23 protein-coding genes are annotated in these 25,269 nt (G+C 72.8%); 12 read left to right on the forward strand and 11 right to left on the reverse strand.

What is annotated here, in order from left to right:
* Positions 1-5 precede the first annotated feature (5 nt).
* The 6 genes from dacB to folE all read left to right on the forward strand — a co-directional run bounded on the left by dacB (position 6) and on the right by folE (position 7,792).
* A complete protein-coding gene (dacB, locus tag ACZ44S_RS19380; protein ID WP_466930556.1) occupies positions 6-1,631 on the forward strand; it encodes a D-alanyl-D-alanine carboxypeptidase/D-alanyl-D-alanine endopeptidase in 1,626 nt (541 codons plus the stop codon).
* A 202-nt stretch (positions 1,632-1,833) separates the two neighbouring features.
* On the forward strand, positions 1,834-2,967 hold the full coding sequence (locus tag ACZ44S_RS19385; RefSeq protein ID WP_190166691.1) for a zinc-dependent metalloprotease: 1,134 nt from the start codon (positions 1,834-1,836) through the stop codon (positions 2,965-2,967).
* Positions 2,968-3,160: 193 nt separating this feature from the next.
* Positions 3,161-4,186 (forward strand): tRNA lysidine(34) synthetase TilS, encoded by a 1,026-nt coding sequence (gene tilS / locus ACZ44S_RS19390; protein ID WP_466930560.1) that lies wholly within the window; start codon positions 3,161-3,163, stop codon positions 4,184-4,186.
* Between the two features lie 68 nt (positions 4,187-4,254).
* Positions 4,255-4,815, forward strand: a complete 561-nt coding sequence (hpt, locus tag ACZ44S_RS19395) for a hypoxanthine phosphoribosyltransferase (RefSeq protein ID WP_141366386.1) — start codon at positions 4,255-4,257, stop codon at positions 4,813-4,815.
* A gap of 188 nt (positions 4,816-5,003) precedes the next feature.
* Entirely contained in the window at positions 5,004-7,046 is a 2,043-nt protein-coding gene (ftsH, locus tag ACZ44S_RS19400; RefSeq protein ID WP_466930562.1) for an ATP-dependent zinc metalloprotease FtsH, read from the forward strand.
* 140 nt (positions 7,047-7,186) lie between these two features.
* The gene (gene folE / locus ACZ44S_RS19405) at positions 7,187-7,792 is read left to right on the forward strand and encodes a GTP cyclohydrolase I FolE (RefSeq protein WP_466930564.1); all 606 of its coding nucleotides are present in this window, start codon (positions 7,187-7,189) and stop codon (positions 7,790-7,792) included.
* 36 nt (positions 7,793-7,828) lie between these two features.
* Here the strand turns inward: folE and ACZ44S_RS19410 are convergent, their stop codons facing one another.
* The 6 genes from ACZ44S_RS19410 to ACZ44S_RS19435 all read right to left on the reverse strand — a co-directional run bounded on the left by ACZ44S_RS19410 (position 7,829) and on the right by ACZ44S_RS19435 (position 13,033).
* The gene (locus ACZ44S_RS19410; RefSeq protein ID WP_466930565.1) at positions 7,829-8,317 is read right to left on the reverse strand and encodes a DUF3180 domain-containing protein; all 489 of its coding nucleotides are present in this window, start codon (positions 8,315-8,317) and stop codon (positions 7,829-7,831) included.
* A gap of 61 nt (positions 8,318-8,378) precedes the next feature.
* On the reverse strand, positions 8,379-8,990 hold the full coding sequence (gene folK / locus ACZ44S_RS19415; RefSeq protein ID WP_466930567.1) for a 2-amino-4-hydroxy-6-hydroxymethyldihydropteridine diphosphokinase: 612 nt from the start codon (positions 8,988-8,990) through the stop codon (positions 8,379-8,381).
* A complete protein-coding gene (folB, locus tag ACZ44S_RS19420; RefSeq protein WP_466930569.1) occupies positions 8,987-9,346 on the reverse strand; it encodes a dihydroneopterin aldolase in 360 nt (119 codons plus the stop codon). The genes folK and folB overlap by 4 nt, the downstream gene beginning before the upstream one ends.
* Positions 9,347-9,609: 263 nt before the next feature.
* The gene (locus ACZ44S_RS19425) at positions 9,610-10,122 is read right to left on the reverse strand and encodes a nuclear transport factor 2 family protein (protein ID WP_466930572.1); all 513 of its coding nucleotides are present in this window, start codon (positions 10,120-10,122) and stop codon (positions 9,610-9,612) included.
* The gene (gene folP / locus ACZ44S_RS19430; protein WP_466930575.1) at positions 10,119-11,042 is read right to left on the reverse strand and encodes a dihydropteroate synthase; all 924 of its coding nucleotides are present in this window, start codon (positions 11,040-11,042) and stop codon (positions 10,119-10,121) included. The genes ACZ44S_RS19425 and folP overlap by 4 nt, the downstream gene beginning before the upstream one ends.
* 110 nt (positions 11,043-11,152) lie before the next feature.
* Positions 11,153-13,033, reverse strand: a complete 1,881-nt coding sequence (locus ACZ44S_RS19435; protein ID WP_466930578.1) for a phosphatidylglycerol lysyltransferase domain-containing protein — start codon at positions 13,031-13,033, stop codon at positions 11,153-11,155.
* 398 nt (positions 13,034-13,431) lie between these two features.
* Between ACZ44S_RS19435 and ACZ44S_RS19440 the strand changes: the two genes are divergently transcribed.
* Positions 13,432-14,730: a hypothetical protein gene (locus ACZ44S_RS19440; RefSeq protein ID WP_466930694.1), complete on the forward strand. Its 1,299-nt coding sequence runs from the start codon at positions 13,432-13,434 to the stop codon at positions 14,728-14,730.
* Between the two features lie 63 nt (positions 14,731-14,793).
* Here ACZ44S_RS19440 and ACZ44S_RS19445 read toward each other — a convergent pair whose 3' ends face one another.
* Both ACZ44S_RS19445 and ACZ44S_RS19450 read right to left on the reverse strand, forming a co-directional pair.
* Positions 14,794-16,128 carry a PH domain-containing protein gene (locus ACZ44S_RS19445; RefSeq protein WP_466930581.1) on the reverse strand — a complete coding sequence of 445 codons (1,335 nt, stop codon included), beginning with the start codon at positions 16,126-16,128 and terminating at the stop codon, positions 14,794-14,796.
* Positions 16,125-16,670 carry a PH domain-containing protein gene (locus tag ACZ44S_RS19450; RefSeq protein ID WP_466930582.1) on the reverse strand — a complete coding sequence of 182 codons (546 nt, stop codon included), beginning with the start codon at positions 16,668-16,670 and terminating at the stop codon, positions 16,125-16,127. The genes ACZ44S_RS19445 and ACZ44S_RS19450 overlap by 4 nt, the downstream gene beginning before the upstream one ends.
* Before the next feature lie 31 nt (positions 16,671-16,701).
* Here ACZ44S_RS19450 and ACZ44S_RS19455 point away from each other — a divergent pair, with 31 nt between their 5' ends.
* Positions 16,702-17,853 (forward strand): NADH-quinone oxidoreductase subunit D, encoded by a 1,152-nt coding sequence (locus tag ACZ44S_RS19455; RefSeq protein WP_466930584.1) that lies wholly within the window; start codon positions 16,702-16,704, stop codon positions 17,851-17,853.
* Between the two features lie 22 nt (positions 17,854-17,875).
* Here ACZ44S_RS19455 and ACZ44S_RS19460 read toward each other — a convergent pair whose 3' ends face one another.
* Positions 17,876-18,886, reverse strand: coding sequence for an SAM-dependent methyltransferase (locus tag ACZ44S_RS19460; protein WP_466930587.1), 1,011 nt, complete (start codon positions 18,884-18,886; stop codon positions 17,876-17,878).
* A 147-nt stretch (positions 18,887-19,033) separates the two neighbouring features.
* Between ACZ44S_RS19460 and ACZ44S_RS19465 the strand changes: the two genes are divergently transcribed.
* From ACZ44S_RS19465 to ACZ44S_RS19475, 3 genes are all read left to right on the forward strand, one after another.
* Complete coding sequence (locus ACZ44S_RS19465; RefSeq protein WP_466930589.1) at positions 19,034-20,236, forward strand: sensor histidine kinase; 1,203 nt, start codon at positions 19,034-19,036, stop codon at positions 20,234-20,236.
* Positions 20,237-20,315: 79 nt separating this feature from the next.
* Positions 20,316-20,987 (forward strand): response regulator, encoded by a 672-nt coding sequence (locus ACZ44S_RS19470; RefSeq protein WP_466930591.1) that lies wholly within the window; start codon positions 20,316-20,318, stop codon positions 20,985-20,987.
* 31 nt (positions 20,988-21,018) lie between these two features.
* Complete coding sequence (locus ACZ44S_RS19475; RefSeq protein WP_466930594.1) at positions 21,019-21,648, forward strand: AAA family ATPase; 630 nt, start codon at positions 21,019-21,021, stop codon at positions 21,646-21,648.
* 27 nt (positions 21,649-21,675) lie between these two features.
* On the opposite strand, the gene ACZ44S_RS19480 is transcribed toward ACZ44S_RS19475, so the two are convergent.
* Positions 21,676-22,782: a DUF5937 family protein gene (locus ACZ44S_RS19480; RefSeq protein WP_466930597.1), complete on the reverse strand. Its 1,107-nt coding sequence runs from the start codon at positions 22,780-22,782 to the stop codon at positions 21,676-21,678.
* 69 nt (positions 22,783-22,851) lie between these two features.
* Entirely contained in the window at positions 22,852-24,072 is a 1,221-nt protein-coding gene (locus ACZ44S_RS19485; RefSeq protein WP_466930600.1) for a threonine aldolase family protein, read from the reverse strand.
* A gap of 219 nt (positions 24,073-24,291) precedes the next feature.
* On the opposite strand from ACZ44S_RS19485, the gene ACZ44S_RS19490 reads away from it, so the two are divergent.
* A complete protein-coding gene (locus ACZ44S_RS19490; protein ID WP_466930603.1) occupies positions 24,292-25,218 on the forward strand; it encodes a Rossmann-like and DUF2520 domain-containing protein in 927 nt (308 codons plus the stop codon).
* Positions 25,219-25,269: the final 51 nt, after the last annotated feature.

The raw sequence follows: 25,269 nt of genomic DNA on the forward strand, positions 1-25,269 counted from the left end.
GGCTGGTGGTCGTGCCAGAGCTGAGGCCTTGGCGGGCCGCGGGACCGCACGTCGTGCGGATCGCGGACGCCGTACGGTCGCGTCTCGCCCGGGCCGCGGAGAGCGTACGACCACGTCCGGGGCGCGACACCGCGGCCGACGGGCCACGGTCCGCACGGCCGGACCGGCCGGGATCACCGCAGGTCCCGCGGGTCGCGCGGCCGAAGACCTGGCAGTTCACCGCCACCGCCGCCACCGCCGGTCTGGCGCTGGCCGCGGGTGTGGTGACCGCCGCCGGTCCCTGGGACTCCTCGGGTCAGCGTACGGCCGAGCGCCACCGGGCCGTGGCCCTGGAAGCCTCGCGTGGCACAGATCACGGCGGCAGCCGCGCCCACGCCGGTACGCCGCCCCGCCGGCCGCAGGCCGCCCCGCCGGCCGCCTCGGTGCTCACCGGACTCGGCGGCACCGCCACCGCCGCCCGGTCCGCGCCCGCCCCGAAGAGCCTCGCCGCCGTTCTCGACCCGCTGCTGAAGTCACCGGCCCTCGGCCGCCGCTCCGCCGCCGTCGTCGACGTGGCCACCGGCGAGCGGCTGTACGGCTCCGGCGCCGGCGACGCCCTGATCCCGGCCTCGACCACGAAGATCGCCACCGCCGTCGCCGCGCTCTCCGCGATGGGTCCCGACCACCGCCTCACCACCCGCGCGGTGTACGAACCCGACACCGAGGAGGTCGTCCTGGTCGGCGGCGGCGACCCCACGCTCACCGCCCGCAAGAAGCCCCGGGGCCTCGCGGACCTGCACGACCTCGCCGAACGGACCGCGGCCGCCCTGGCCAAGCGCGGTGTGCGCGAAGTGACACTGTCGTACGACACGACCCTCTACAAGGGCGCCGCTATGCACCCGATCGGGGTCAATCCCAACCTCGCCGCCGTCACCCCCCTGATGGTCGACGAGGCCCGCACCGACGACTCCACCAGCGGCCCCGCCCCCCGGGTCGCGGACCCGGCGGCCGACGCCGCGCGGAAGTTCGGCGACCTTCTCGAGAAGCACGGCATCAAGGCCACGCCCCCCGGCCCGTCGAAGGCCACCACCCGGGCCACGACCCTGGCCACGGTCGCCTCGCCGCCGCTCGCCGTCCTCGTCGAGCGGATGCTGACCAACAGCGACAACGACCTCGCCGAGGCCCTCGCCCGGCACACCGCCCTGGCCACCGGCGGCGCCGCAGACTTCGCCGGCGGCGGCGCGGCGATCACCGCCCGCCTCAAGCACCTCGGCCTCCCCGTGAAGGGCGCCGACGTCAAGGACGGCAGCGGTCTCGACCGGCGCGACAAACTCACCGCCGACCTCCTCACCGCCCTGCTCGTCAAGGCCGGTGACCCCGCCCACCCCGAACTGCGCCCCGCCCTCACCGGTCTGCCCGTCGCCGGCTTCACCGGCACCCTCGCCGGCCGCTACACCGACGGCGCGGCCGGCGTCGTACGCGCCAAGACCGGAACGCTCACCGGCGTGAACACCCTCGCTGGCACCGTCGTCGACAAGGACGGCCGCCTCCTGGCCTTCGCCTTCCTGGCGAACAACACCCCCGGCCCGACGGCGGCCCAATCCGCCCTGGACAAGGCGGCCACGGCCCTGGCGACCTGCGGCTGCCGGTGACCTGGAAAGGGGCCTGGGCAACAAGGGGCGCGGGGAACTGCGCAAAAGAAGGGGGGATGGGGGCGCAGCCCCCAGGGACAGGACGGAAAGGGGCGGCGGGGGCGAGAACCGAAGGCACGACACCCTCGCAAGGCCCCACGACCGGCACCCCCACCACCTCGCCGCCCTGCCCCGAACCGGGCCACTCACGTACCGTTGACGCATGACGAGCATCGGTGGTGCTGCCTCTTCCGGGATGGTCGACTGGAATCTCGCGGTCGCGACCGCGACCCGGCTCATGCGACCGGGCCCCGACGTGAGCCGCGACGAGGCCCGCGCCGTCGTCGCGGAACTGCGCAGGCACGCCAAGGCCTCGGAGGAACACGTCCGGGGCTTCACTCGTCTGGGCACCGAGGAGACCCACGACACCCCCCTCCTCGTCGTCGACCGCCCCGGCTGGGTCCGGGCCAACGTCGCCGGCTTCCGCGAACTCCTCAAACCGCTCCTCGGCAAGATGCAGGAACGCCGCGGCAGCGGCCCCGGCAACGCGGTCCTCGGCGCCGTCGGCGGCAAGGTCACCGGCGTGGAACTGGGTGTGCTGCTCTCCTTCCTCGCCTCCCGCGTCCTCGGCCAGTACGAGACCTTCGCCCCCGCCACCCGCGACCTCCCGGCCGGCGCGAACGGCGGCGGACGGCTGCTGCTCGTCGCCCCCAACATCGTCCACGTCGAACGCGAACTCGACGTCGAACCGCACGACTTCCGCCTGTGGGTGACCCTCCATGAGGAGACCCACCGCACCCAGTTCACCGCCGTGCCCTGGCTGAGGGACCACCTGGAGGGCGAGATCCAGTCGTTCCTGGGGGAGACCGACGTCGACCCCATGACCGTCCTGGAACGCGTCCGTGAAGCCGCCCAGTCGCTCGCCGGCGGGCGCCCCGAGGGCGAGGAGGGCGACGAGGGACGCTCCCTCGTCGAAATCGTGCAGACGCCCGCGCAGCGTGAGATCCTCGGCCGGCTCACCGCCGTCATGTCGCTGCTCGAGGGCCACGCCGACTTCGTGATGGACGGTGTGGGCCCCCAGGTCGTGCCGACCGTCGCCGAGATCCGGGAGAAGTTCCAGCAGCGCCGGGCCAAGGGCGCCTCGCGCCTCGACATGGCCCTGCGCAAGCTGCTCGGTCTGGACGCCAAGCTCCGGCAGTACCGCGACGGCGAACGCTTCGTGCGCGCGGTCGTCGAGGAGGTGGGCATGGACGGCTTCAACCGGGTGTGGACCTCCCCCAACACGCTCCCCACCAAGGCGGAGATCGCCAAACCGGCGGACTGGATCACCCGGGTGCACCGCAAACCGGAAGCGTGAGCCCCGCGCCCCTGTCATGCGACGGATCCGGCCGATGGCAGACGGGCGCCCCGCCAATCACCCGTCCGAGGGACCGTGGGCCCTGGGCAGGCGTGCAATGCTCGGGGAACGGCCCGGTTCTGTCACCATCTACACACTCTGAGTGACCGAACCTCGGGCTCACCCCCCGAAAACTTCATGAAGGGAACCGGACATGGGTCCCCATCCTGCGGTCGCGGCGATACGCCTGGCGGTCCGCCGCGTCCTGACCGACATCCTCGACGACCACGGCCGAACCCCCGGCCGGCAGCCGCACGAGCTGCCCTCCTCCCCGCTCGTGCTGGTGGCCTGCTCGGGCGGCGCCGACTCCATGGCGCTCGCCTCCGCCCTCGCCTTCGAAGCCCCCCGGCTCGGCATCCGCGCCGGCGGCGTCACCGTCGACCACGGCCTCCAGGCCGGCTCCGACCTGCGCGCCGCCGAAGTCGTCGTGCGCCTGCGCGAACTCGGCCTCGACCCCGTCGAGTCCGTCACCGTCACCGTCGGACGCGACGGCGGACCCGAAGCCGCCGCCCGGGACGCCCGCTACGCCGCCCTGGACACCGCCGCCGAGCGGCACGGCGCCGCCGCCGTCCTGCTCGGCCACACCCGCGACGACCAGGCCGAGACCGTCCTGCTCGGCCTCGCCCGTGGCTCCGGCATCCGCTCCCTGTCCGGAATGGCCGCGGTCTCGGGGGCCGACGGCCGTTACCGGCGCCCCTTCCTCCAGCTCGACCGGCAGACCGCCCGCAAGGCCTGCATGGTCCAGTCCCTGCCCGTCTGGGACGACCCGCACAACGCCGACCCCGCCTACACCCGCTCCCGGCTCCGCCACGAGGGCCTCCCCGCCCTGGAGAAGGCCCTCGGCAAGGGCGTCGTCGAAGCCCTCGCCCGTACGGCCCAGCTCTCCCGCGACGACGCCGACGCCCTCGACGCCTGGGCCGGCCGGGCCGAGGCCGGCGTCCGGGACGCCGACGGCCGCCTGGAATGCGCCGCGCTGCACGCCCTGCCGCCCGCCGTGCGCCGCCGCGTGCTGCGCCGCGCCGCCATCGAGGCCGGATCCCCGGCCGGTTCGCTCTTCGCCCGCCACATCGAGGAGGTCGACCGGCTGATCACCGGCTGGCACGGTCAGGGAGCCATCAATCTCCCCGGCCGGGTCGTCGCCCGCCGGCAGGGTGGCAGACTGGTGATTCGGCAGGGCTGAATCCGGACCCCACCGACCCGTACGAGTCGCGGGGCGGACCGGACCGGCCGGTGGGACGACCGAAAGTGATGCGGGTGGACGCGAAAGACATGGGTGCCGACCTCGAGAAGGTGCTCATCACCAAGGAAGAGATCGACGCCAAGCTGGCCGAGCTGGCGGCGAAGATCGACGCGGAGTACGCGGGCAAGGACCTGCTGATCGTCGGCGTGCTCAAGGGCGCGGTGATGGTGATGGCCGACCTCGCCCGGGCGCTGTCCACCCCCGTCACCATGGACTGGATGGCCGTGTCGTCGTACGGGGCGGGCACCCAGTCCTCCGGTGTGGTGCGGATCCTCAAGGACCTCGACACCGACATCAAGGGCCGGCACGTCCTGATCGTCGAAGACATCATCGACTCCGGACTGACCCTCTCCTGGCTGATCTCCAACCTCGGCTCGCGCGAGCCCGCCTCCCTCAAGGTGTGCACGCTGCTGCGCAAGCCCGAGGCCGCCAAGGTCGCCATCGACGTGGAATGGGTCGGCTTCGACATCCCCAACGAATTCGTCGTCGGTTACGGCCTGGACTACGCCGAGAAGTACCGCAATCTCCCGTTCGTCGGTACGCTCGCCCCTCACGTCTACGGCGGCTGAACCCCAGGGCCCGGCCCGCCGTACGTTGATCGGGAACCCCGGCGGGCTCCGCGGCGTTGGAGCATGCGTGGACGCGATTGCCGGCTGTCCCCCGCAGCTTCGGGGGACAATGCTGGGGTACCGTCCGAAGAACAGCCTTTATCAAACTCACTATGGCAGGAGGGACGGGGCGGCACCGCTCCGTATGGATGGACGTGAAGCGATACTTCCGTGGGCCGGTCATGTGGATCGTGCTGGCCGTCCTTGCCGTGGTCGTGTTGATGCAGGTCGTCGGCTCGTCCGGCGGCTACAAGACGGTGGACACAGGCCAGGTCGTCCAGGCGATCAATGAGAACAAGGTCGAACAGGCCAAGCTGACCACCGGCGACGAGCAGACCATCAAGGTCCAGCTCAAGGACGACCAGAAGGTCGAGGGCAGCTCGAAGATCCAGGCGAGCTACATCGGCGACCAGGGCGTCACCATCGCCGCTACGCTGCAGGACAAGTTCCAGAACGAGCAGATCCCGGACGGCTACACGGTCTCGCCGTCCAAGCAGAACCCGTTCGTGAGCATTCTGCTGTCGCTGCTGCCGTTCGTCCTCATCGTGGTCGTCTTCCTGTTCCTGATGAATCAGATGCAGGGCGGCGGCTCCCGCGTCATGAACTTCGGCAAGTCCAAGGCGAAGCTCATCACCAAGGACACTCCCAAGACGACGTTCTCCGACGTCGCGGGCTCCGAAGAGGCCGTCGAGGAACTCCACGAGATCAAGGAGTTCCTGCAGGAGCCGGCGAAGTTCCAGGCCGTCGGCGCCAAGATCCCCAAGGGCGTGCTGCTGTACGGCCCGCCCGGCACGGGCAAGACCCTGCTCGCGCGTGCCGTCGCCGGCGAGGCCGGTGTGCCGTTCTACTCGATCTCCGGTTCCGACTTCGTCGAGATGTTCGTCGGTGTCGGTGCCTCCCGGGTCCGTGACCTGTTCGAGCAGGCCAAGGCCAACGCCCCGGCGATCGTCTTCGTCGACGAGATCGACGCCGTCGGCCGCCACCGCGGCGCCGGCCTCGGCGGCGGTCACGACGAGCGCGAGCAGACCCTGAACCAGCTCCTTGTCGAGATGGACGGCTTCGACGTCAAGGGCGGCGTGATCCTCATCGCCGCGACGAACCGGCCCGACATCCTCGACCCGGCCCTTCTGCGGCCCGGCCGCTTCGACCGGCAGATCGCGGTCGACCGCCCGGACATGCAGGGCCGGCTGGAGATCCTCAAGGTGCACCAGAAGGGCAAGCCGGTCGCTCCGGACGTCGACCTGTCGGCCGTCGCCCGCCGCACCCCCGGCATGACCGGTGCCGACCTGGCCAACGTGCTCAACGAGGCCGCGCTGCTGACCGCGCGCAGCGATCAGAAGCTGATCGACAACCACATGCTGGACGAGGCGATCGACCGCGTGGTGGCGGGCCCGCAGAAGCGGACCCGGATCATGTCGGACAAGGAGAAGAAGATCACCGCGTACCACGAGGGCGGACACGCCCTGGTCGCGGCGGCCTCACCCAACTCCGACCCGGTCCACAAGATCACCATCCTGTCGAGAGGCCGCGCCCTCGGCTACACCATGGTCCTGCCGGACGAGGACAAGTACTCCACCACGCGCAACGAGATGCTGGACCAGCTGGCCTACATGCTCGGCGGCCGCGCGGCGGAGGAGCTCGTCTTCCACGACCCGACCACCGGTGCCGCCAACGACATCGAGAAGGCCACCGGCCTGGCCCGCGCGATGGTCACGCAGTACGGCATGACCGAGCGGCTGGGCGCGATCAAGTTCGGCGGTGACAACACCGAGCCGTTCCTCGGCCGTGAGATGGCTCACCAGCGCGACTACTCGGAAGAGGTCGCCGCGCTGGTCGACGAAGAGGTCAAGAAGCTCATCGAGACCGCGCACAACGAGGCGTGGGAGATCCTGGTCGAGAACCGCGACGTCCTCGACAACCTCGTCCTGGCCCTCCTGGAGCGGGAGACGCTGGGCAAGGAGGAGATCGCCGAGATCTTCGCGCCGATCGTCAAGCGCCCGCCCAGGCCCGCCTGGACCGGCTCCTCGCGGCGTACGCCGTCCACCCGCCCGCCGGTCCTCTCCCCCAAGGAGCTGGCCCTCACCAACGGGGCGAACGGCGCGACGCCGGCCATCACGACCGCCAAGAGCACCACGGCGGAGCCCGCCGCCCCGGCGCCGGAGCGAACCCCGGAGGAACGCCCGGAGAGCTGATCCGAGGCTCACGGCGCCCCACCGGGCCCGGAATGGATGCCGCGCCCCCCTGGTTCTAGCCTGGGGGGCGCGGCATTTTGCGTAACCCGCACTTGAGACGCGTGCCCCTCACGCGTGAAGGCACAGGAACGAGGCACCCCATGACCGACCCCGTGACGCTGGACGGCATAGGCCCCATCGGCGAGTTCGACGAGAAGCGGGCCCAGAACGCCGTGCGCGAGCTGCTCATCGCGGTCGGCGAGGACCCGGACCGCGAGGGCCTGCTGGAGACCCCGGCACGGGTGGCACGGGCGTACCGGGAGATCTTCGCGGGCCTGTGGCAGAAGCCCGAGGACGTGCTGACGACGACCTTCGACCTCGGCCACGACGAGATGGTGCTGGTCAAGGACATCGAGGTCCTGAGCAGCTGTGAACACCATCTGGTGCCGTTCGTCGGGGTTGCCCACGTCGGTTACATTCCGTCGGTCGACGGCAAGATCACGGGCCTTTCGAAGCTGGCCCGGCTCGTGGATGTCTACGCCCGGCGCCCGCAGGTGCAGGAACGACTCACCACTCAGGTCGCCGACTCCTTGATGCAGATACTGGAACCGCGTGGAGTGATCGTCGTCGTCGAGTGCGAGCACATGTGCATGTCGATGCGGGGAGTGCGGAAGCCCGGGGCGAAGACCATCACGTCGGCCGTGCGGGGGCAATTGCGTGACCCTGCCACCCGAAACGAGGCAATGAGCCTGATCATGGCCCGCTGACGCGACACGTGCCACGCCGTCCGTCGTGTGCCGCGGTTACGCCGCCGGTGCCGTGCCCGGGCCGTTGTTGTCGTCGTCCTCGGGGAGTTTGCAGACGCGTTCCAGGAAGATGGCGGCCGCTATGACTCCGATGGCTGCCACGACCGAGAGGCCGGCGTAGATGGCCTGGTCGCGGCGGGCGGGGATGTCCAGGGACTCCAGCAGGAAGACGCCCGTGCCGCCGTACATGCCGGCGACCAGGGCGGCGACCAGGGCGCTGGCCTGCCCGAAGACGACCGCGCGGGCCGCCATCAGCGGGTCGACCCCCTTGGCGTCGTGCTGCCGTTCGCGCTGGGCCTTGAGGCGGGCGCGGAGGTTGAGCGCGGTGGCCGCGAGGACCACCGCGATCAGGGCGAGGACGATGGGGGCGGCCACGGGCACGCTCGGGAGGGTCCCCAAGGAGTTCCACAGGCGGGCGCCGGCCCAGGACAGGATCCCGGCCACGACGAAGACGCCGGCCAGCACCCTGATGCGCAGCTCTTTCACGGTGTCCCTTCGCGTTCCCCCGGACCGGTGCCCCGGAAAGTGGTCGTCTCGACCTTAACGGCTACTCGGGCAGCCGGAGTTCCAGGTCCGCGCGGGGCGTGACGCCTTCGCGGGTGACCGTGCCGAGGAGGTCGGCGACCGGTCCGCGGCCGGGGAGTTCCGCCTCGGGGTCGATGTCGTGCCAGGGGGCGAGCACGAAGGCGCGCTCGTGGGCGCGCGGGTGGGGGAGCGTGAGCCGGGGGTCGTCGGAGTGGAGGTCGGCGTAGGCGACGATGTCCACGTCCAGGGTGCGCGGGCCCCAGCGCTCGTCCCGGACCCGGTGGAAGGCCTCCTCCACCGCGTGCGCCCGCTCCAGCAGGGAGGACGGGGGCAGGGTGGTCCGTAGGACCGCGACCGCGTTGAAGTACGAGGGCTGGCTGCCGGGCTCGACGCCCCAGGGCTCCGTCTCGTACACGGGGGAGACCGCCTTGACCCGGATGCCCGGGGTGTCCTCCAGGGCGTCGACGGCCCCCTGGAGGGTCTCCAGGCGGTTGCCCAGGTTGGCGCCGAGGGAGACCACGGCCCGCTTCGGGTTCTGCAGGGTGGTGTCGGCGGCGTCGACCTGCTCGACCACGGAGGCGGGGACGGGCTGGACGGTCGGGTCGGTGTGGCCCGCGGTGGACGGCCTGGTCATACGCGGCTCCGGGTGATGGTGACGGTCACGTCGTCGAAGGGCACGGTGATCGGCGCGTCCGGCTTGTGGACGCACACCTCGACCTCCTGCACCACGTCATGCTTCAGACAGACCTGGGCGATGTGCTCGGCGAGCGTCTCGATGAGGTTGACGGGCTCGCCCTGGACGACGGCGACGATCTCCTCGGCCACGATGCCGTAGTGCACCGTCTTCGTCAGGTCGTCGTCGGCCGCGGCCGGCCTGGTGTCCAGGCCGAGGACGAGGTCCACGATGAAGGTCTGGCCCTCCTCGCGTTCCTTCGGGAACACACCGTGGTGCCCGCGGGCCTTCAGGCCGCGCAGCGCGACACGATCCACGCGAATCACTCCTGCAGTCGTCGGTCCGGCCGGTCGGTGCTCTGTGCGGAGGCACACCGGCCTGCCCTCGAATCTACCTGCGGCCGCCGACAGTGCCGGTGCCCCCGGGGGTGTCGCCGCGAGCCGGTGTCCGAAGCCTTCACCGTCCGTTTGCCCCGGGGAGGGCGGGAGCGCACCGTCCGGTGGCGGCTTCGGCCCCGGCCGCCGTGATTCCGGCCACGTGGCGGGGCGGGACCGCTGTCCGGGTGCCCGGTCCGGGGTGTTCAGTCCGGGGTGCCCGGGGTGTCGTCGTCCTCGGTCTCGTCCTCCTCGGCGAGGACCGGGGAGGCGTGGTGGGACCAGAGCTTCCAGCCGACCGGGGTGCGCCGGAACACGTTGGTGGCGACCACGAGCTGGCCGACCAGCGGCCCGAGCTCCTCTCCGGCCTCCGGTGCGGGGCCGCCGCTGAGGATGTTCTCGGTGCAGGTCACCAGGGCGGTGTCGCCGGTGACGGAGACATGCACGTCGGTGAGGAAGAACTGGATGTAGTCGGTGTTCGCCATGATCAGGGCGTACGACCTGAGGACCTCGCCGCGTCCGGTGAGCACGGGCCAGCCGGGGTGTACGCAGGAGACGACTCCGCTGTCGGCGGGGTCGTGGTAGGTCTCGTCGACGCCGAGGTCGGCCGGGGTGAGCCAGAGCGAGGCGACCTCTTCGAAGTCGCCCCTTTCCAGTGCCTCGTAGAAGGCGGTGTTGGCGGCTTCGACCTGCTCGACGTCGGTGTGGGGTGCGGTCACCGGGCTCCTTCTGCGCCGTGTGCGCCGTGTGCGCCGGGTTCGGAGGGTGTGGGGGGCGCCGTGCGCGCCTGTTCTATCGCGCGGGTGACCCGGACGGCGTCCGCGGTCGCACGGATCTCGTGGACGCGGACCGCCCAGGCTCCGGCCTGCGCGGCGAGGGCGGAGACGGCGGCGGTGGCCGCGTCGCGTTCCCGGGCGGGCGGGGGCGGGGCGTCGGGGCCGGCCAGGACGCGGCCGAGGAATCGTTTGCGGGAGGCGGCGACCAGCACGGGGTGGCCGAGGCCCAGGAGGCGGTCGAGGTGGGCGAGCAGGGTCAGGTCGTGGCCGGCGTCCTTGGAGAAGCCGAGACCGGGGTCGACGATCACGCGGTCGGCGGCGACACCGCCCTCCAGGACGGCCTCCACGCGCGCGTGCAGTTCGTCGACGACCTCGGTGACCACGTCGGCGTACACGCCTTTGACGTTGCCGCCCTCCAGGAAGCCGCGCCAGTGCATGACGACGAACGGTGCTCCGGCGGCGGCCACGACGGGGATCATGGCGGGGTCGGCGAGGCCGCCGCTGACGTCGTTGACGAGTGCGGCGCCGGCCGCGAGGGACCGCTCGGCGACGGAGGCGCGCATGGTGTCGACGGAGACGGTGACGCCTTCGGCGGCGAGGCCGCGCACCACGGGGATGACGCGCTTGAGCTCCTCGGCCTCGTCGACGCGGGTGGCGCCGGGCCGGGTGGACTCGCCGCCGACGTCGACCAGGTCGGCGCCCTGGGCGACGAGGTCGAGGCCGTGCTTGACGGCGGTCGTCGTGTCGAACCAGCGGCCGCCGTCGGAGAAGGAGTCGGGGGTGACGTTCACGACTCCCATGACCGCGCAGCGGTCCCAGTGAGGAAGGCCCGCGACCTGGCGGCGTCCGCTGTGGTTGCTCATATGTTCAGCGTAGGCCCAGGGGGCGCCCGGAGTGTGTCCCGGCCCGGGTGGGGCGGGGCGTCCGCGGGGTGGTGCGGCTCCTCGTCGGCGACGGTCCGCGCGGGGGTGGATCACGCCGCGCGGGCGGTGCCTTCCGCCCGCGCGGGGGCGCGTTCCGCCGTGGTCCGGTGGGCGCAGGGCCGCCGGGCGGGTGCGCGGCGCCGAAGGAACCGGGGCAAGGACGGGGCGAGATTGAGGAAACCTTCTGCCTGCATTGCGGCGAAGCCGATGCGCGGCAGTTCGGCCGAGGCGCGATAGACGACGAAACGCGGTTCCCAGCGCGGCCGGAACTTGGCGTTGAACTTGTACAGGGATTCGATCTGGAACCAGCGGGAGAGAAAGACCAGCAGCCCGCGCCAGGCCCGCAGCACCGGTCCCGCGCCGAGCTTCTCGCCGCGGGCCAGTGCCGAGCGGAACATGGCGAAGTTGAGCGAGACGCGTGCGATGCCGAATCCCGGTGCGGCCTGGAGCGCCGCCACGATGAGCAGTTCGTTCATTCCCGGGTCGGCCGCGCGGTCGCGGCGCATCAGATCCAGTGAGGCGCCGTCGGTGCCCCACGGGACGAAGTGCAGGACCGCCTTGAGGTCGCCGTATGCGGCCGTCGCGGCGTCGGCCCGGTGCGCGGTGGCGACGAGGCAGTCGCCGTCGGCGGGGTCGCCGACGCGGCCCAGAGCCATGGAGAAGCCGCGTTCGGTGTCGGTGCCGCGCCAGTCGTCGGCGGCGCGGCGGATCCGGTCCAGCTCGGCCTCGCCGAGGTCACGGACACGTCGTACCCGGGTCTGGTAACCGGCCCGCTCGATGCGCTTCACCATCTGGCGCACGTTGCGCATCGGGCGGCCGGCGAGCGAGAAATCCGCGACGTCCACCACCGCCTCGTCCCCCAGTTCGAGGGCGTCGAGCCCGGTCTCGCGGGTCCAGACCTCGCCGCCGGTCTCCGAGCAGCCCATCACGGCGGGGGTCCAGGAGTGGGCTCTGGCCTCGTCCATGAAGCGTTCGATGGCGCCGGGCCAGGCCTCGACGTCGCCGATCGGGTCCCCGCTGGCCAGCATCACGCCGGAGACCACGCGGTAGGTCACCGCGGCCTTGCCGCTGGGGGAGAAGACGACGGCCTTGTCGCGGCGCAGCGCGAAGTGTCCGAGGGAGTCCCGGTCGCCGTGCCGGTCGAGCAGGGCGCGCAGCCGTGCCTCGTCGTCCTCGGTGAGCCGTGCTGCCGGGTGTTCGGGCCGGAGGGCGAGGTAGATGGTGGTGACGGCGGTGAGCAGGCCGAGGGCGCCGAGGGAGAAGGCGACCGTCCAGGAGGTGTCGCCCCGGTAGTCGACCGGGCCTTCGAGGCCGAAGAGGCCGTACAGGACGTGGGTGAGCCGGTCGGCCAGGCTCGGATCGTCGATCAGCGGTCCGGGGTGGGCGCTGACGACGACCAGGCCGAGGAGCAGCGAACCGGCGCCCATCAGGACGAAGTTGGCCAGTGCCCGCCATCTGCTGCGCGGGTCGGGCAGCGCGGTGAACTGGTCGCGGTGGCGCAGCAGGGGCGCGAGCAGCGCGAGTGTGAGCAGGACGCCCAGCAGGGAGTGGCGGTAGGTGAACTGGGCGACCGCGCCGGCCGGCAGCAGGGCGACGGCCGCCCGCCAGGCCCTGCGCTTGCCGCGCTTGAGTCCGTGCGCGAGCAGCAGCAACAGCACACCGGCGCTGAGGGAGAGGGCGGCCGCGAACGGGCCGAGCGCGCCGGGCAGCATCTCGGCGAGGGCGTGCATACGGCTGTGCCGGAAGCGGGGGAAGACGCCCGCGGCGATGTCCAGGAGGCCCACCAGGGTGCACGCGCGTCCAGCGAGGACGGGGACCGCCTCGGGGCGCGGGCCGCGCAGCAGTCGGCGTACGCCCCGTGCGGCCGCGTCGTTCCGTGGCCCGTCCCCGGGCCGCCGCCCGGCCGTGGGCTTCGGCAACCCGCCCGACATTTCCTCACCTGTCCTGACAGACATCGCGTCCCGTAGTTCTGCGAGAGACCGTGGTTCCGGTGCCGATTCGGGCATCCGGCGACATTGCGCCCTCTAGGACGGTGCCTTCGGGGGAGAGGTTCACTCCGCGCGGGCGGATGTTGGCGAGGGGATCCCGGGGTGCCGGCAAACGGGAAGTGGAATGCGCGGGAAGGGACTTCACCGTCCACCGGTGACGAAGTGATCTTGATGAAATCGGGTCTTGTGTCTATTCACGATCGTTCCGAGTTCCCTGATGCCCTGTGAAACCCTGGGGATGGCTTTGTTTTTACGGGCCGGGGCACCACGATTCGCCTACGCGCGGTAAGTTTCTGGCCATGCCACGTGGACGTCACCGTCATTCCCCGCCCTTGCACAGGATGCTGCCCCCGTCGGCGATCGCAGGCGTCTCCGCCGTCTGCGCCCTGGGGCCCTGGGTGTTCACGCAACCGATGGTGCTTCGTGTCCTGGCCGCGGCCGCCGCGGTCACCGCGATCGTCGGCGCCGTCGTCATGCGGCACTGGGATGCCCAGGCGGGCAAACGCGTCGCCGATCTCACGCGCGCGCGTGCGAGCGACGAGTGGCGTTTCGAGGAACGGGTCGCCGAACTCGAGTCCGACCTCGAGGAGTCGCGCGAGCTGCGGATGAAGCTGGAGCAGCGGCTGCGCGCCAAGCGCGCGGAACTGGCCGGGCTGCGCAACGAGCACGCGTCCCTGCTGCGCAGGTACGCCGCGGCGGAGGTCGACCGGGCGAGCGTCCTGGAGGAGCGCCGGGTGCTCGAGATAGAGGCCACGGTGCCGGCCCGCGCGCTGCCGGCGGGGCCCTCGGCGTCCGAGGAGCCGGAGCCCGCGGAAGCGTCCGCGGAGGCCGAGGACGTGACGGCAAAGGACGCGACCGACGCCGGGGAGCCGGAGGACACGGTTCCCGCGGTCTTCTCGCCGGAAGGGTCGAAGCTGTTCCTGCGGGCCGACGCGGCGCTGTCGCGGTTCGCCGGGGACGCGGACGAGAAAGCCGGCGAGGCGACCGTCGGACAGGCGGACGGGCCGGCGCGGGAGGAGACCGGGGAGCCCGGCGACGACCGTGCCGAGGCCTCCGGTGCCGCCGGCACGGACGGGAAGGACGGCGCGGCCGACAGGGCCGCAGCCGACGCGCCGAAGGACGACACCGCCCCGCAGCGGAACGACGCCCCGCAGGGCGACGGCACCCCCGAGGACGACGGCCCGGAGCCCACCAGGAAGTCCAGGCCCGAGCCGGCGCAGGAGGACGAGGCCGAGGGGCAGCCCGAGGCGGCCGGCGATCACGAACGCGCGGCCGCCTCCACCGCATCGGCCGCGCCTGTGGCCCAGCCCGTGCGACAGCCCTCCGGACACTTCACCGTGCCGACCGCGGTCGCGGTCGTACCGCCGACGGCACCCGTACGGCGTCCCGCTTCCGGGGGCGGGTTCGACTTCTTCGGGACGAAGAAGGACACGGACGGGTCCGACCTGGACACCGTCCAGAACGAGGACCTCGCCGACGTCGTCGGCCAGGAGGCGCTCGCGCTGCACAAGGCCGAGGCGGAGGCGCGGTACAAGCCCGCCGGCGAGGAGGCCCGCGGGGCCGGTCAGGTCATCGACCTGACGGAGCACGACGAGACGGAGCACATCGACGTCCAGGGCCTGCGCAGCGCGGTGTCCTGAACCACCGGCCACACCGACGGGGCCCCGCACACGGCACGTGCGGGGCCCCGTCGTCGTTCCCCGTCAGGCCATCCAGCGGTCCGGGCGGGCGTCCCTGCGGCCCGTACGGGAGCGTTCGGCCTGGGCGTGCAGCAGGGCCGCCGCCTCCGCGGCGTCCCTGAGGTGGGCCGTGACCGACTTGTTGGCGCCGGTGTCGACCACGACGTCGGCGACCCCCCGGGCCCGCCGCCAGGGGCCCTGGACGAGCCGCACGCTCTGCACCTTTGCGTGCGGCACCAGGGCCAGGCTGCGGCGCAGCAGCCCGTGGCGCGCGGCGAACACGGCGTCGGTCACGGTGAGCCCGTAACCGCGCCACCACACCGGCACGCACCACCGCGCGCGGCGCGGCGGCGGGACGAGCGCCTCGCGCGGGGGCACGCTCACCCCGGGCAGCACCCGCGCGACGACCGACTCGGCGAGTTCGCGGGGCGCGACCGGCAGCAGCAGGGAGTTCGACGACCCCGCCACGTCGAGCTCCACACGCACCCAGCCGCGCCGCCGCCACAGCAGCGGTTCGACGAGCCGTACGGTCTGCACGCGTCCCGGGGGCACCGTCTCGTGCGCCCGGTCCAGCAGCCCGTGGTCGATGCGCAGCCCGTCGGGCGACTCGCCGAGGGTCCAGTCGTACTCGGTGACGAACCGCCCCACGCTGCTCGCGCCCGCCGCGCCGAGCATCGGCACGGCCGCGGCGAGCACCGTCCACAGGCTGTGGGTGGCCGTCCACAACAAGGGCACCGCGACGCAGGCGACGATGAGCCAGCCCCAGGTCGCCCCGGTCAGCAGCAGGGAGACGGCGAGGACTCCCGGCGGCACCCGCAGCATCTGCCGGGACGGCGCCTCCCCGACCTCGTGCGCGGTCTCCGGCGCGAATCCCGCCGCCCGCGCGAGCAGTTCGGCGCGCAGCGCGCGCGCCTCGTCGGCGCCGAGGAACGCGAGTTCGTCCTTGCTGTCGGTGCCTATGACGTCGAGCTTGAGTTTCGCCACGCCCGCGACCCGCGCGAGCAGCGGCTGGGTGACGTCGACGGCCTGGATCCGCTCCAGCCGGATGTGCGCGGTGCGCCGGAACACCAGCCCGGTACGGATGCGCAACTCGCTGTCGGTGACCGCGAAGTGGGTGAACCACCAGCTCAGGAAGCCGTAGAGGGCGGCCGCCGGGACGAGCACGGCGAGCGCGATCAGCAGGGTCGTACTCGTCAGCCGGGTCAGCTGGCGCTGCGCCTGGTCGGGATCGTGCAGCGCCCAGCCGATCAGGACCGCCACGGGCGCCCAGGCCCGCCTGAAGGGCGTGACGGGGTGCAGCCGCCTCTCGGTCACGGGCGGTCGGCCGCGTACGTCCTCATGGACGTCCGGGGTCGTCACAGCCCCGCCGATCGGGCCTCGCCGAGCTCCGTGAGCCGGTCGCGCAGCCGTTCCGCCTCGGCCGGATCGAGGCCGGGGATGGTCGCGTCGGTCGCCGCGGCCGCCGTGTGCAGCTGCACGCTGGACAGCCCGAAGTGCCGCTCCACCGGCCCGGAGGTGACCTCGACCAGCTGCATCCGCCCGTACGGTACGACCGTCTCCTCGCGCCACAGGACGCCCCGGCTGATGAGCAGGTCGTCGGCGCGCTCCGCGTACCGCCAGGAGCGCCAGTTGCGCTCCAGCATCACCCAGCCCCAGAACAGCAGGGCCAGCGGCAGCACCGCGAAGGCGGCCCAGCCGGGTCCCGCGAGCAGCCCCGGCACCAGACCGGTGGCCAGCGTCAGCAGCCCCAGCCACACCACCAGCAACAACCGCCGCATCTTCAGCAGCCCCGGGGGCAGCGCGATCCACACCGGTTCGTCCCCCGCGCCCACCGGCTCCGCCGCTCGCGCCGTCCTGCCCGTTCCCGCCGGCCCCACGTCGTGCGGGCTCCCCGTCTCCATGGAGCCAGCGTACGTAGGAGAGACTGTGTTCATGACTCCCACGACGGAGACCATGGTCGGCATCGGCGGCGCGGCGGAGAGCACCGACATGGTGCTCAACATCGGACCCCAGCACCCCTCCACGCACGGCGTGCTGCGGCTGAAGCTCGTCCTGGACGGCGAGCGCATCACCCGCGCGGAGCCCGTGATCGGCTATATGCACCGGGGCGCGGAGAAACTGTTCGAGGCCCGCGACTACCGCCAGATCATCATGCTGGCCAACCGCCACGACTGGCTGTCGGCGTTCTCCAACGAGCTGGGCGTGGTCCTCGCCGTGGAGCGGATGCTCGGCATGGAAGTCCCCGAGCGCGCGGTGTGGCTGCGCACCCTGCTCGCGGAGCTGAACCGGGTGCTCAACCACCTGATGTTCCTCGGCTCCTATCCGCTGGAACTCGGCGGCATCACCCCGATCTTCTACGCCTTCACCGAGCGCGAGGAACTCCAGCACGTCATGGAGGAGGTCTCCGGCGGGCGCATGCACTACATGTTCAACCGCGTGGGCGGCCTCAAGGAGGACCTCCCCGCCGGATGGACCACGCGCGCGCGTGCCGCCGTCTCCGACGTCCGCTCCCGCATGGACCGCTTCGACGACCTGGTGCTCGGCAACGAGATCTTCCGGGGCCGCACGCGCGGCGTGGGCGTGCTGTCCCCGGAGGCCGTGCACGCGTACGGGGTGAGCGGGCCGATCGGGCGGGCCTCGGGTGTCGACTTCGACCTGCGCCGTGACGAGCCGTACCTCGCCTACGGGGAGCTGGGTGACGTGCTGCAGGTGGTGACCCGCGAGGAGGGCGACTGCCTGGCCCGCTTCGAGTGCCTGCTGGCGCAGACCCACAACGCCCTCGACCTCGCCGACGCCTGCCTCGACCGCCTCGCCGACCTGCCCCCGGGCCCGGTCAACCAGCGCCTCCCGAAGGTCCTCAAGGCACCCGAGGGACACACGTACGCGTGGACCGAGAACCCGCTCGGCATCAACGGCTACTACCTGGTCAGCAAGGGCGAGAAGACCCCGTACCGGCTGAAGCTGCGCTCGGCGTCGTACAACAACATCCAGGCGCTCACCGAGCTGCTGCCGGGGACGCTGGTGGCGGACATGGTGGCGATCCTGGGGTCGATGTTCTTCGTGGTGGGCGACATCGACAAGTAGCCCCGGCCCGCACCGCCGGCGCTCAGCCGCCGAGCACGTCCCCGATCCCCACCGGCTGCACCAGCCACCCGAAGTCCCCGAGCCCGCCCGGCGCGGTGAGTTCGGCGGCCTCCCCGGCGCCCGCGAGGGCGCGCACGTACCCGGCGGGGTCGGTGGACGCCAGGGCGAGCGGGGGGCGTGCGCCGCTCACCCCCAGGGCGTACAGGGCCTCCCGCTGCGCCAGCAGGCGGGTGCCGGGAAGCGCGCAGGCCTCGGCGCACGCGTCCAGCGCGACATGGGCGGTGATGTCGCACGACCCGTCCGGCACGGGCGTCGTCTCCCGGCCCTCCCGGAAGGCGGTGAGCGTCCCGAACGGTGGCCGCGCGGCGGCCGTGTGCGCGTAGTCCACGGCGACGGCGAGCCCCCGCGCGACCGTCCCGGCCGCCGCCGCCCAGGCCCGGTCCCGGGGCAGTCCCACCTCCGCGCGGAGCCCCTCCTCGTCCCCCAGGGGCCACCACCGCGCCAGCCACGCGGCCTGCGCACCGGCGACCGGCTCACCGAGCCGCTCCGTGCCGTCCTCCCGCACCAGCACCGTCCGCGGTACGCCCGCCGGGTCCACCTCGACGACGTCCACGGGCACGTTGTCCAGCCACTCGTTGGCGAAGAGCAGCCCCGTGGTCCCCGCCGGGGGCTCCGTCCGCCACTCGATCCGGTGATCGAGCCCGGCGGGCCGGCCGGCGAGCTCCACGGCGTACGCACGCGTGCGTGCCGCCACGTCGGCGGGCAGCGCGGCGAGGACGCCGGTGGCCAGTTCGCCCCGTCCGGCCGCCATGTCCACGAACCCGAGCTCCGCCGGGCGCCCCAGCGCCTCGTCGACCCGGCACAGCAGCCGCGCCACGGCGCCGGCGAACAGCGGCGAGGCGTGCACCGACGTACGGAAGTGCCCGGCCGGACCCGCCCCGGCCCGTCGGTAGAAGCCGTCCGGCCCGTACAGGGCCTCCTGGGCCGCCGCCCGCCAGCCCCGCGGGCCGTCCGCCCCCGCCCCTGCCGTCACCGGTTCGTTCTCCGTCCCTGGCCGTCGTCACCGCCCAGGTTAAGCGCGCGGATATGCCGGGCCTCCACCTTGCGGAGTACACGTACCGACCGGGGATCGACCCTCCGGTTGACCCTGCACGCATTTCACCTCCCTACGCTGGGTTACGTGCAGCGCCTCTATGACTTCCTCCGCAGACACCCGACATGGGTCGACGGCTTCTGGGCCGTGGTCCTGTTCGGGATTTCGGTGCTCGGCGGAGCGGCCATGGAGGAGGCGCGGGGCACGGATCTGCCGTTCCTCACCGTGCCGGTCATGCTGCTGTTGTCGCTGGTCGTCGCGCTGCGCCGGCGGATGCCCGAGCGGATGCTGGTCCTCGCCGTCGTGGTGGGTGCGGGACAGCTGCTGGCGGACGTGGCGACGCTGCCCGCCGACTTCGCGCTGCTGGTGATCGTCTACACGGTCGCGGCGATCGGCGCCCGCTGGGCGTCCCGCTTCGCGCTGACCGCCGCCCTGTGCGCGGCGCCGCTGGCGCAGCTGCGCTGGCCCAACCCCGACGCGAGCGCGGCGGAGAACATCGCCGTGATGATCTTCCAGACCGTGCCGTTCGCCCTCGCCTGGGTGCTCGGCGACTCCATCCGCACCCGCCGCGCCTACTTCGCGCAGCTGGAGGAGCGGGCCGCCCGTCTGGAGAAGGAGCGTGCCGCGCAGGCCAAGGTCGCGGTCGCCGCCGAGCGCGCCCGGATAGCCCGCGAGCTGCACGACGTCGTCGCGCACAACGTGTCGGTGATGGTGGTGCAGGCCGACGGCGCCGCCTACGTCCTCGACGCCGCGCCCGACCAGGCGAAGAAGGCCCTGGAGACCATCTCCTCCACGGGCCGCCAGGCCCTCGCCGAGATGCGCCGCCTGCTGGGCGTGCTGCGCACCGGCGAGCACCAGGAGGCCGGCGAGTACGTGCCGCAGCCCGACGTGCGGCAGATCGAGGACCTCGTCGAGCAGTGCCGGGGATCCGGACTGCCCGTGGACTTCAAGGTCGAGGGCACGCCGCGCCCGCTGCCCAGCGGGGTCGAGCTCACCGCGTACCGCATCGTGCAGGAGGCGCTCACCAACACCCGCAAGCACGGTGGCCCCAACGCGGGGGCCAGCGTGCGCCTGGTGTACTTCGACGACGGGCTGGGCCTGCTCGTGGAGGACGACGGCAAGGGCGCCCCGCACGAGCTGTACGAGGAGGGCGGCTTCGACGGCCAGGGGCACGGACTGATCGGCATGCGCGAACGGGTCGGCATGGTCGGCGGCACCCTGGACGCGGGACCGCGCCCGGGCGGAGGATTCCGCATCAGCGTGCTGCTGCCGCTCAAACCCGCGCACTGACGATGTCGCACGCTCCCTGTTGACACCTGTCACAACCCCTGTGACGAACCGACGACCGAACCGAACGGAAGAGGCCCCGATGACGATCCGCGTGATGCTCGTCGACGACCAGGTGCTGCTGCGCACCGGGTTCCGGATGGTGCTCGCCGCCCAGCCGGACATGGAGGTCGTGGCGGAGGCGGGCGACGGCGTCGAGGCCCTCCAGGTGCTGCGCTCCACCGCCGTCGACGTGGTGCTGATGGACGTCCGCATGCCCAAGCTCGACGGCGTGGAGACCACCCGCCGGATCTGCGCGGACACCGACCCGCCCAAGGTGCTGATCCTCACCACCTTCGACCTCGACGAGTACGCCTTCTCCGGGCTGAAGGCGGGCGCGTCCGGCTTCATGCTCAAGGACGTGCCGCCCGGCGAGCTGCTCGCCGCGATCCGCGCGGTGCACAGCGGCGACGCAGTGGTCGCCCCCTCCACCACCCGCCGGCTCCTGGACCGCTTCGCGCCGATGCTGCCGAGCGCCGGCAAGCAGCCCGAGCACAAGGCGCTGGAACGGCTCACCGAGCGCGAGCGCGAGGTCATGGTGCTGGTCGCCCAGGGCATGTCCAACGGCGAGATCGCGGCCCGGCTGGTGCTCTCCGAGGCGACCGTGAAGACCCACGTGGGCCGCATCCTCACCAAACTGGGCCTGCGGGACCGGGTGCAGGTGGTCGTCCTCGCCTACGAGACGGGACTGGTACGGGCCGGCGGACACGGCTGAACGGACGGCCGCGCGCCGGTAGGGTCTGCGCATGCTGCTGTGGATCAACGGGCCCTTCGGGGGCGGCAAGACACAGACCGCACACGAGATACGGCGCCGCCTGCCGGGGAGCGTCGTCTGCGACCCGGAGTACCCCGGGTTCGGCCTGCACCGCATGCTGCCGCCCGGACTGCGGGGCGACTTCCAGGATCTGACGGCCTGGCGGCAGGGCGTCGTCGAGGTCCTCGACCTCACCCTGACGCAGCACGACGGCGTGGTGATCGCCCCCATGACCGTCACCGACCCCGGGTACTTCGCGGAGACCGTGGGCCGGCTGCGCGACATGGGCCACGACGTCCGTCACTTCACCCTTCTCGCCGAGCGCGACACCGTGCTGCGGCGCCTGCGCGAGCGCACCTTCGGCCACGTCCTCGGGACCGTCATGGGCCAGGCCGCCCTGCGGCGGGAGAGCTGGGCGGTGCGGCGGCTCGACCACTGCCTGGAGCGCCTCGCCGAGCCGGAGTTCGCCGAGCACCTGTGGACGGACCACACCACGGTGCCGAAGACCGCCGACCGCATCGCCGTGCTGGCCGGGCTGACCCTGCGCCCCAACCACGAGGGCCGGTTGCGGACGCGGCTGCGGCAGGCGGCCGTGGGCATCCGGCACATCCGCTTCGACTGACGAACGCGCGGGGAGCGGGTCCGGGCGTCAGCGCAGGATCCCCTCCAGGAAGTCGCTGCCGAGCCGGGCCACGACCGTCACGTCCAGCTGGTGCAGCACATACCGCCCACGGCGCCGGGTGCTGATCAGTCCGGCCTTCTTCAGCACGCCCAGGTGCCGCGAGATCTCCGGCGCCGTCATCCCGTGCACCTGGGCCAGTTCGCTCGTGGTGTACGCGCTGCGGGCGAGGTGGCGGCACATGCGCATACGGACCGGATGGGACAGCGCGGTCATCCTCAGCGCCAGCTGCTCGACCGTCGGCGGGGCGGCCGGCTCGGGGGCGCCGACCGGGTAGTGGAGCACCGGCTGCCAGCCGTGCCGGTGCAGCACCATGAGGTGCGGCCAGCCGAGGCTGGTCGGGATCAGCAGCAGTCCGCCGTCGCCGGTGGCCGTACGGCCGTCGCCCAGCTTGTCCACGGTGATCCGGCCGGCCGCCTGGTCGAGTGTCACCGCGGGGGACACCGCGGCCAGCGCCTCGGACAGCCCCTTGCGGCGGAGCAGGTCGGTCTTGAGGCGGGTGTCCGCGGCCAGCTGATGCCGCAGCCGGGCCCACGTCTCGGCGAAGAACGCGACGTCGCAGTCCTCGAGGAACTGCCGCAGCCAGTCCCTGATCCGCGGCGGATCGGCCAGCAGCCGCTCGGTGAACAGCACCTGCCGCGGCCCCCGCGCGGCGGCCAGCTCCAGCGAACGACGCCGCAGTCCCTCGTCGGCCAGCGGACCGGGACCCGGCAGGCTGTAGGGGAGGGCGCAGGTGAACTCCAGGGCGGCGTCCACGAACTGTTCGTCGGACAGCTTGTCCAGCAGGTCCAGCTCCTCGGCGAGGGTCCCGCCCGGGAGCGTCGCGCGGCCCGGAACGCCGGCGCTCGCAAGGAACAGGTCCGAGAACGTGGTCCGCCACAGGAAGTCCGCCTCGCACATCCGGTCCGCGAGGTGCTGGTCCAGACGCGCGGTCACGCCCGCCACCCAGGCCTGGAGCCCCGGGTGGTGCGACGGCTCGGACAGCGCGTGCAGGGCCATACCGAGCTCGGCCAGAGGGGACGGCACGACGGCGACCCTCTCCGGGCGCAGCCCCGCGATGTCGATGTGCACACCCATGCCCACATGGTGCACCGACGACGCCGTGTCGCCCCCGGAGGGGCGGATGCCGGCCCCTCCGGCGTGCGGTCAGACCCGGAGCAGCCGCTCGGCGAAATCCACCGCCGCCGCCCGCACCTCGTCGCCCGTCCACTCCAGCGCCGCGGCCCGCACATTCACCTCGGTGAAGGACAGCCCCGGGCCCTTGGGGGCCCACGAGTTGGCGAACAGCACCGCCCCCGTCTCCTCCGCCGCCCCGATCGCCGCCTCGGCGGCCACTTCCGGCTCGTACGGCACCCACACCTGGAAGTCGTGGGTGTGCGGCACCTCGGGATGCACCCGGAACCAGGGCAGCCCGCCGGCCTCCAGTCCCTCGCGCAGCGCGGCGGCGACCACGCGCGCGTGCCGTACGTACTCCGGCAGCCGGGGCAGCTCCCGCTCCAGCCCGATCAGCGCGGACAACGCGGTCGGGAACTGCTGGAACACGGCGCCCCCGTACCGGTGCCGCCAGACCTTCGCCTCCTCCACCAGCGTCGCGGGACCCGCGAGAGCGGCACCGCCGAAGGCGTCGAGGGACTTGTAGAACGACACGTAGACGCTGTCCGCGAGGCCCGCGATCTCCTCCAGCGGGCGCCCGAAGTGCTCGGTGCACTCCCACAACCGGGCGCCGTCGAAGTGCACGACCGCCTCGCGCTCCCGCGCGGCGTCCACCACCTCCGTCAGCTCCTCCCAGGTGGGCAGCACGAAACCGGCGTCCCTGAGCGGCAGCTCCAGCATCAGCGCCCCGAAGGGCTCCTCGAAGTCGCGCGCCTCGTCGGCCGTGGGCAGCCGGGGCTCGCTCGTCATCCGTACCGGGCGCAACCCGCTGACCTGGCTGAACGCGTTCCGCTCATGCACCTCCGGGTGGCTGAGCGGATGCAGGGCGACCGCCGGGTCGCCGGTACGGCCGGCCCAGCAGCGCAGCGCGACCTGCTGCGCCATCGTGCCGGTCGGGAAGAACGCGGCGGCCTCCGTGCCGAGCAGATCGGCGACCCGCTTCTCCAGGGCCTCCACGACCCCGTTGCCGTAGACGTCGGAGTCCTCGTCGAGGTCGTACACGCTCCCCGCCGCCTCCAGCACGGCCAGCCGCTCCGAGAGCGGGGCGAGGAAACCGAGGCGCGCGAGCACACGCGGCGCCTTGCGCCAGGCGGCGATCCGCCGTTCGCGCTGTGTCGGCCGCTGTGCGCCGTCCGCGTCGGATCCGGGCCGCCGCTCGTCCCCGGCCGTCGTGTCGTTGGTGCCGTCCGCCGTATCACTCATGCCCGCGATCATGCCGCGCCCCGGCCCGCGCGGGCACTCCCCTTTCGGCATGCGCGCCCGCCGAAGACGGGCACGCGCGCCCGCCGCACATTTCCGCACGCGCGTGTGCCGCGACGCCGCACGGAAACCCACAGCCTGTGGACAACCGACCGCCCCCGCAACCGATCGCGTTAACATGACGAGAAATCGTCCGGTACCCCGAGCGGACTGGAACGGGAAGGCCGCCGTCGCGTGAACACAACCCCACAACCCGATCCCAGGGACCGCCCCGCGCGGCTCACCGTCGGCGTCGTAGGCGCCGGACGCGTGGGCCCCGCCCTGGCCGCGTCCCTCCAGCTCGCCGGGCACCGTCCGGTGGCCGTCTCCGCCGTCTCCGACGCCTCCCGCAGGCGCGCCGAGCAGATGCTCCCGGACGTGCCGGTGGTGCCGCCCGCCGAGGTCCTCCGACAGTCCGAGCTGGTCCTGCTCACCGTCCCGGACGACGCGCTGCCGGAGCTGGTCTCCGGACTCGCCGACACCGGCGCGGTGCGGCCGGGACAACTGCTGGTGCACACCTCCGGCCGGTACGGCGCGAAGGTCCTCGACCCGGCCCTGCGCGCGGGCGCCCTGCCGCTCGCCCTGCACCCCGCGATGACGTTCACCGGCACCCCCGTCGACGTGCAGCGGCTCGCCGGATGCCCCTTCGGCGTCACCGCGCCCGAGGAGCTGCGGCTGGCCGCCGAGGCCCTCGTCATCGAGATGGGCGGCGAGCCCGAGTGGATCGCCGAGGAGAACCGCCCGCTCTACCACGCCGCCCTCGCCCTGGGCGCCAACCACCTGGTCACCCTGGTCGCCCAGTCCCTCGAACTGCTGCGCACCGCCGGCGTCGGGGCCCCGGACCGGATGCTCGGGCCGCTGCTCGGCGCCGCCCTGGACAACGCCCTGCGCTCCGGCGACGCGGCGCTCACCGGCCCGGTCGCGCGCGGCGACGCCCGCACGGTCGCGGCGCACGTCACCGAGCTGCGCCGGCACTCCCCGGGGGCCGTGGCCGGCTATCTGGCGATGGCCCGCGCGACGGCCGACCGCGCCCTCGCCCACGGCCTGCTGAAGCCGGAACTCGCCGAGGACCTCCTCGGGGTGCTCGCCGACGGAGCCGAAGGCCCGGGGGAGGGCCGATGAGGACCACCGGCCGCACCGCCCCGTGTCCCGCCCGCACCACGACCCGCGCGT

It is taken from the genome of Streptomyces malachitofuscus (genome assembly GCF_055571035.1).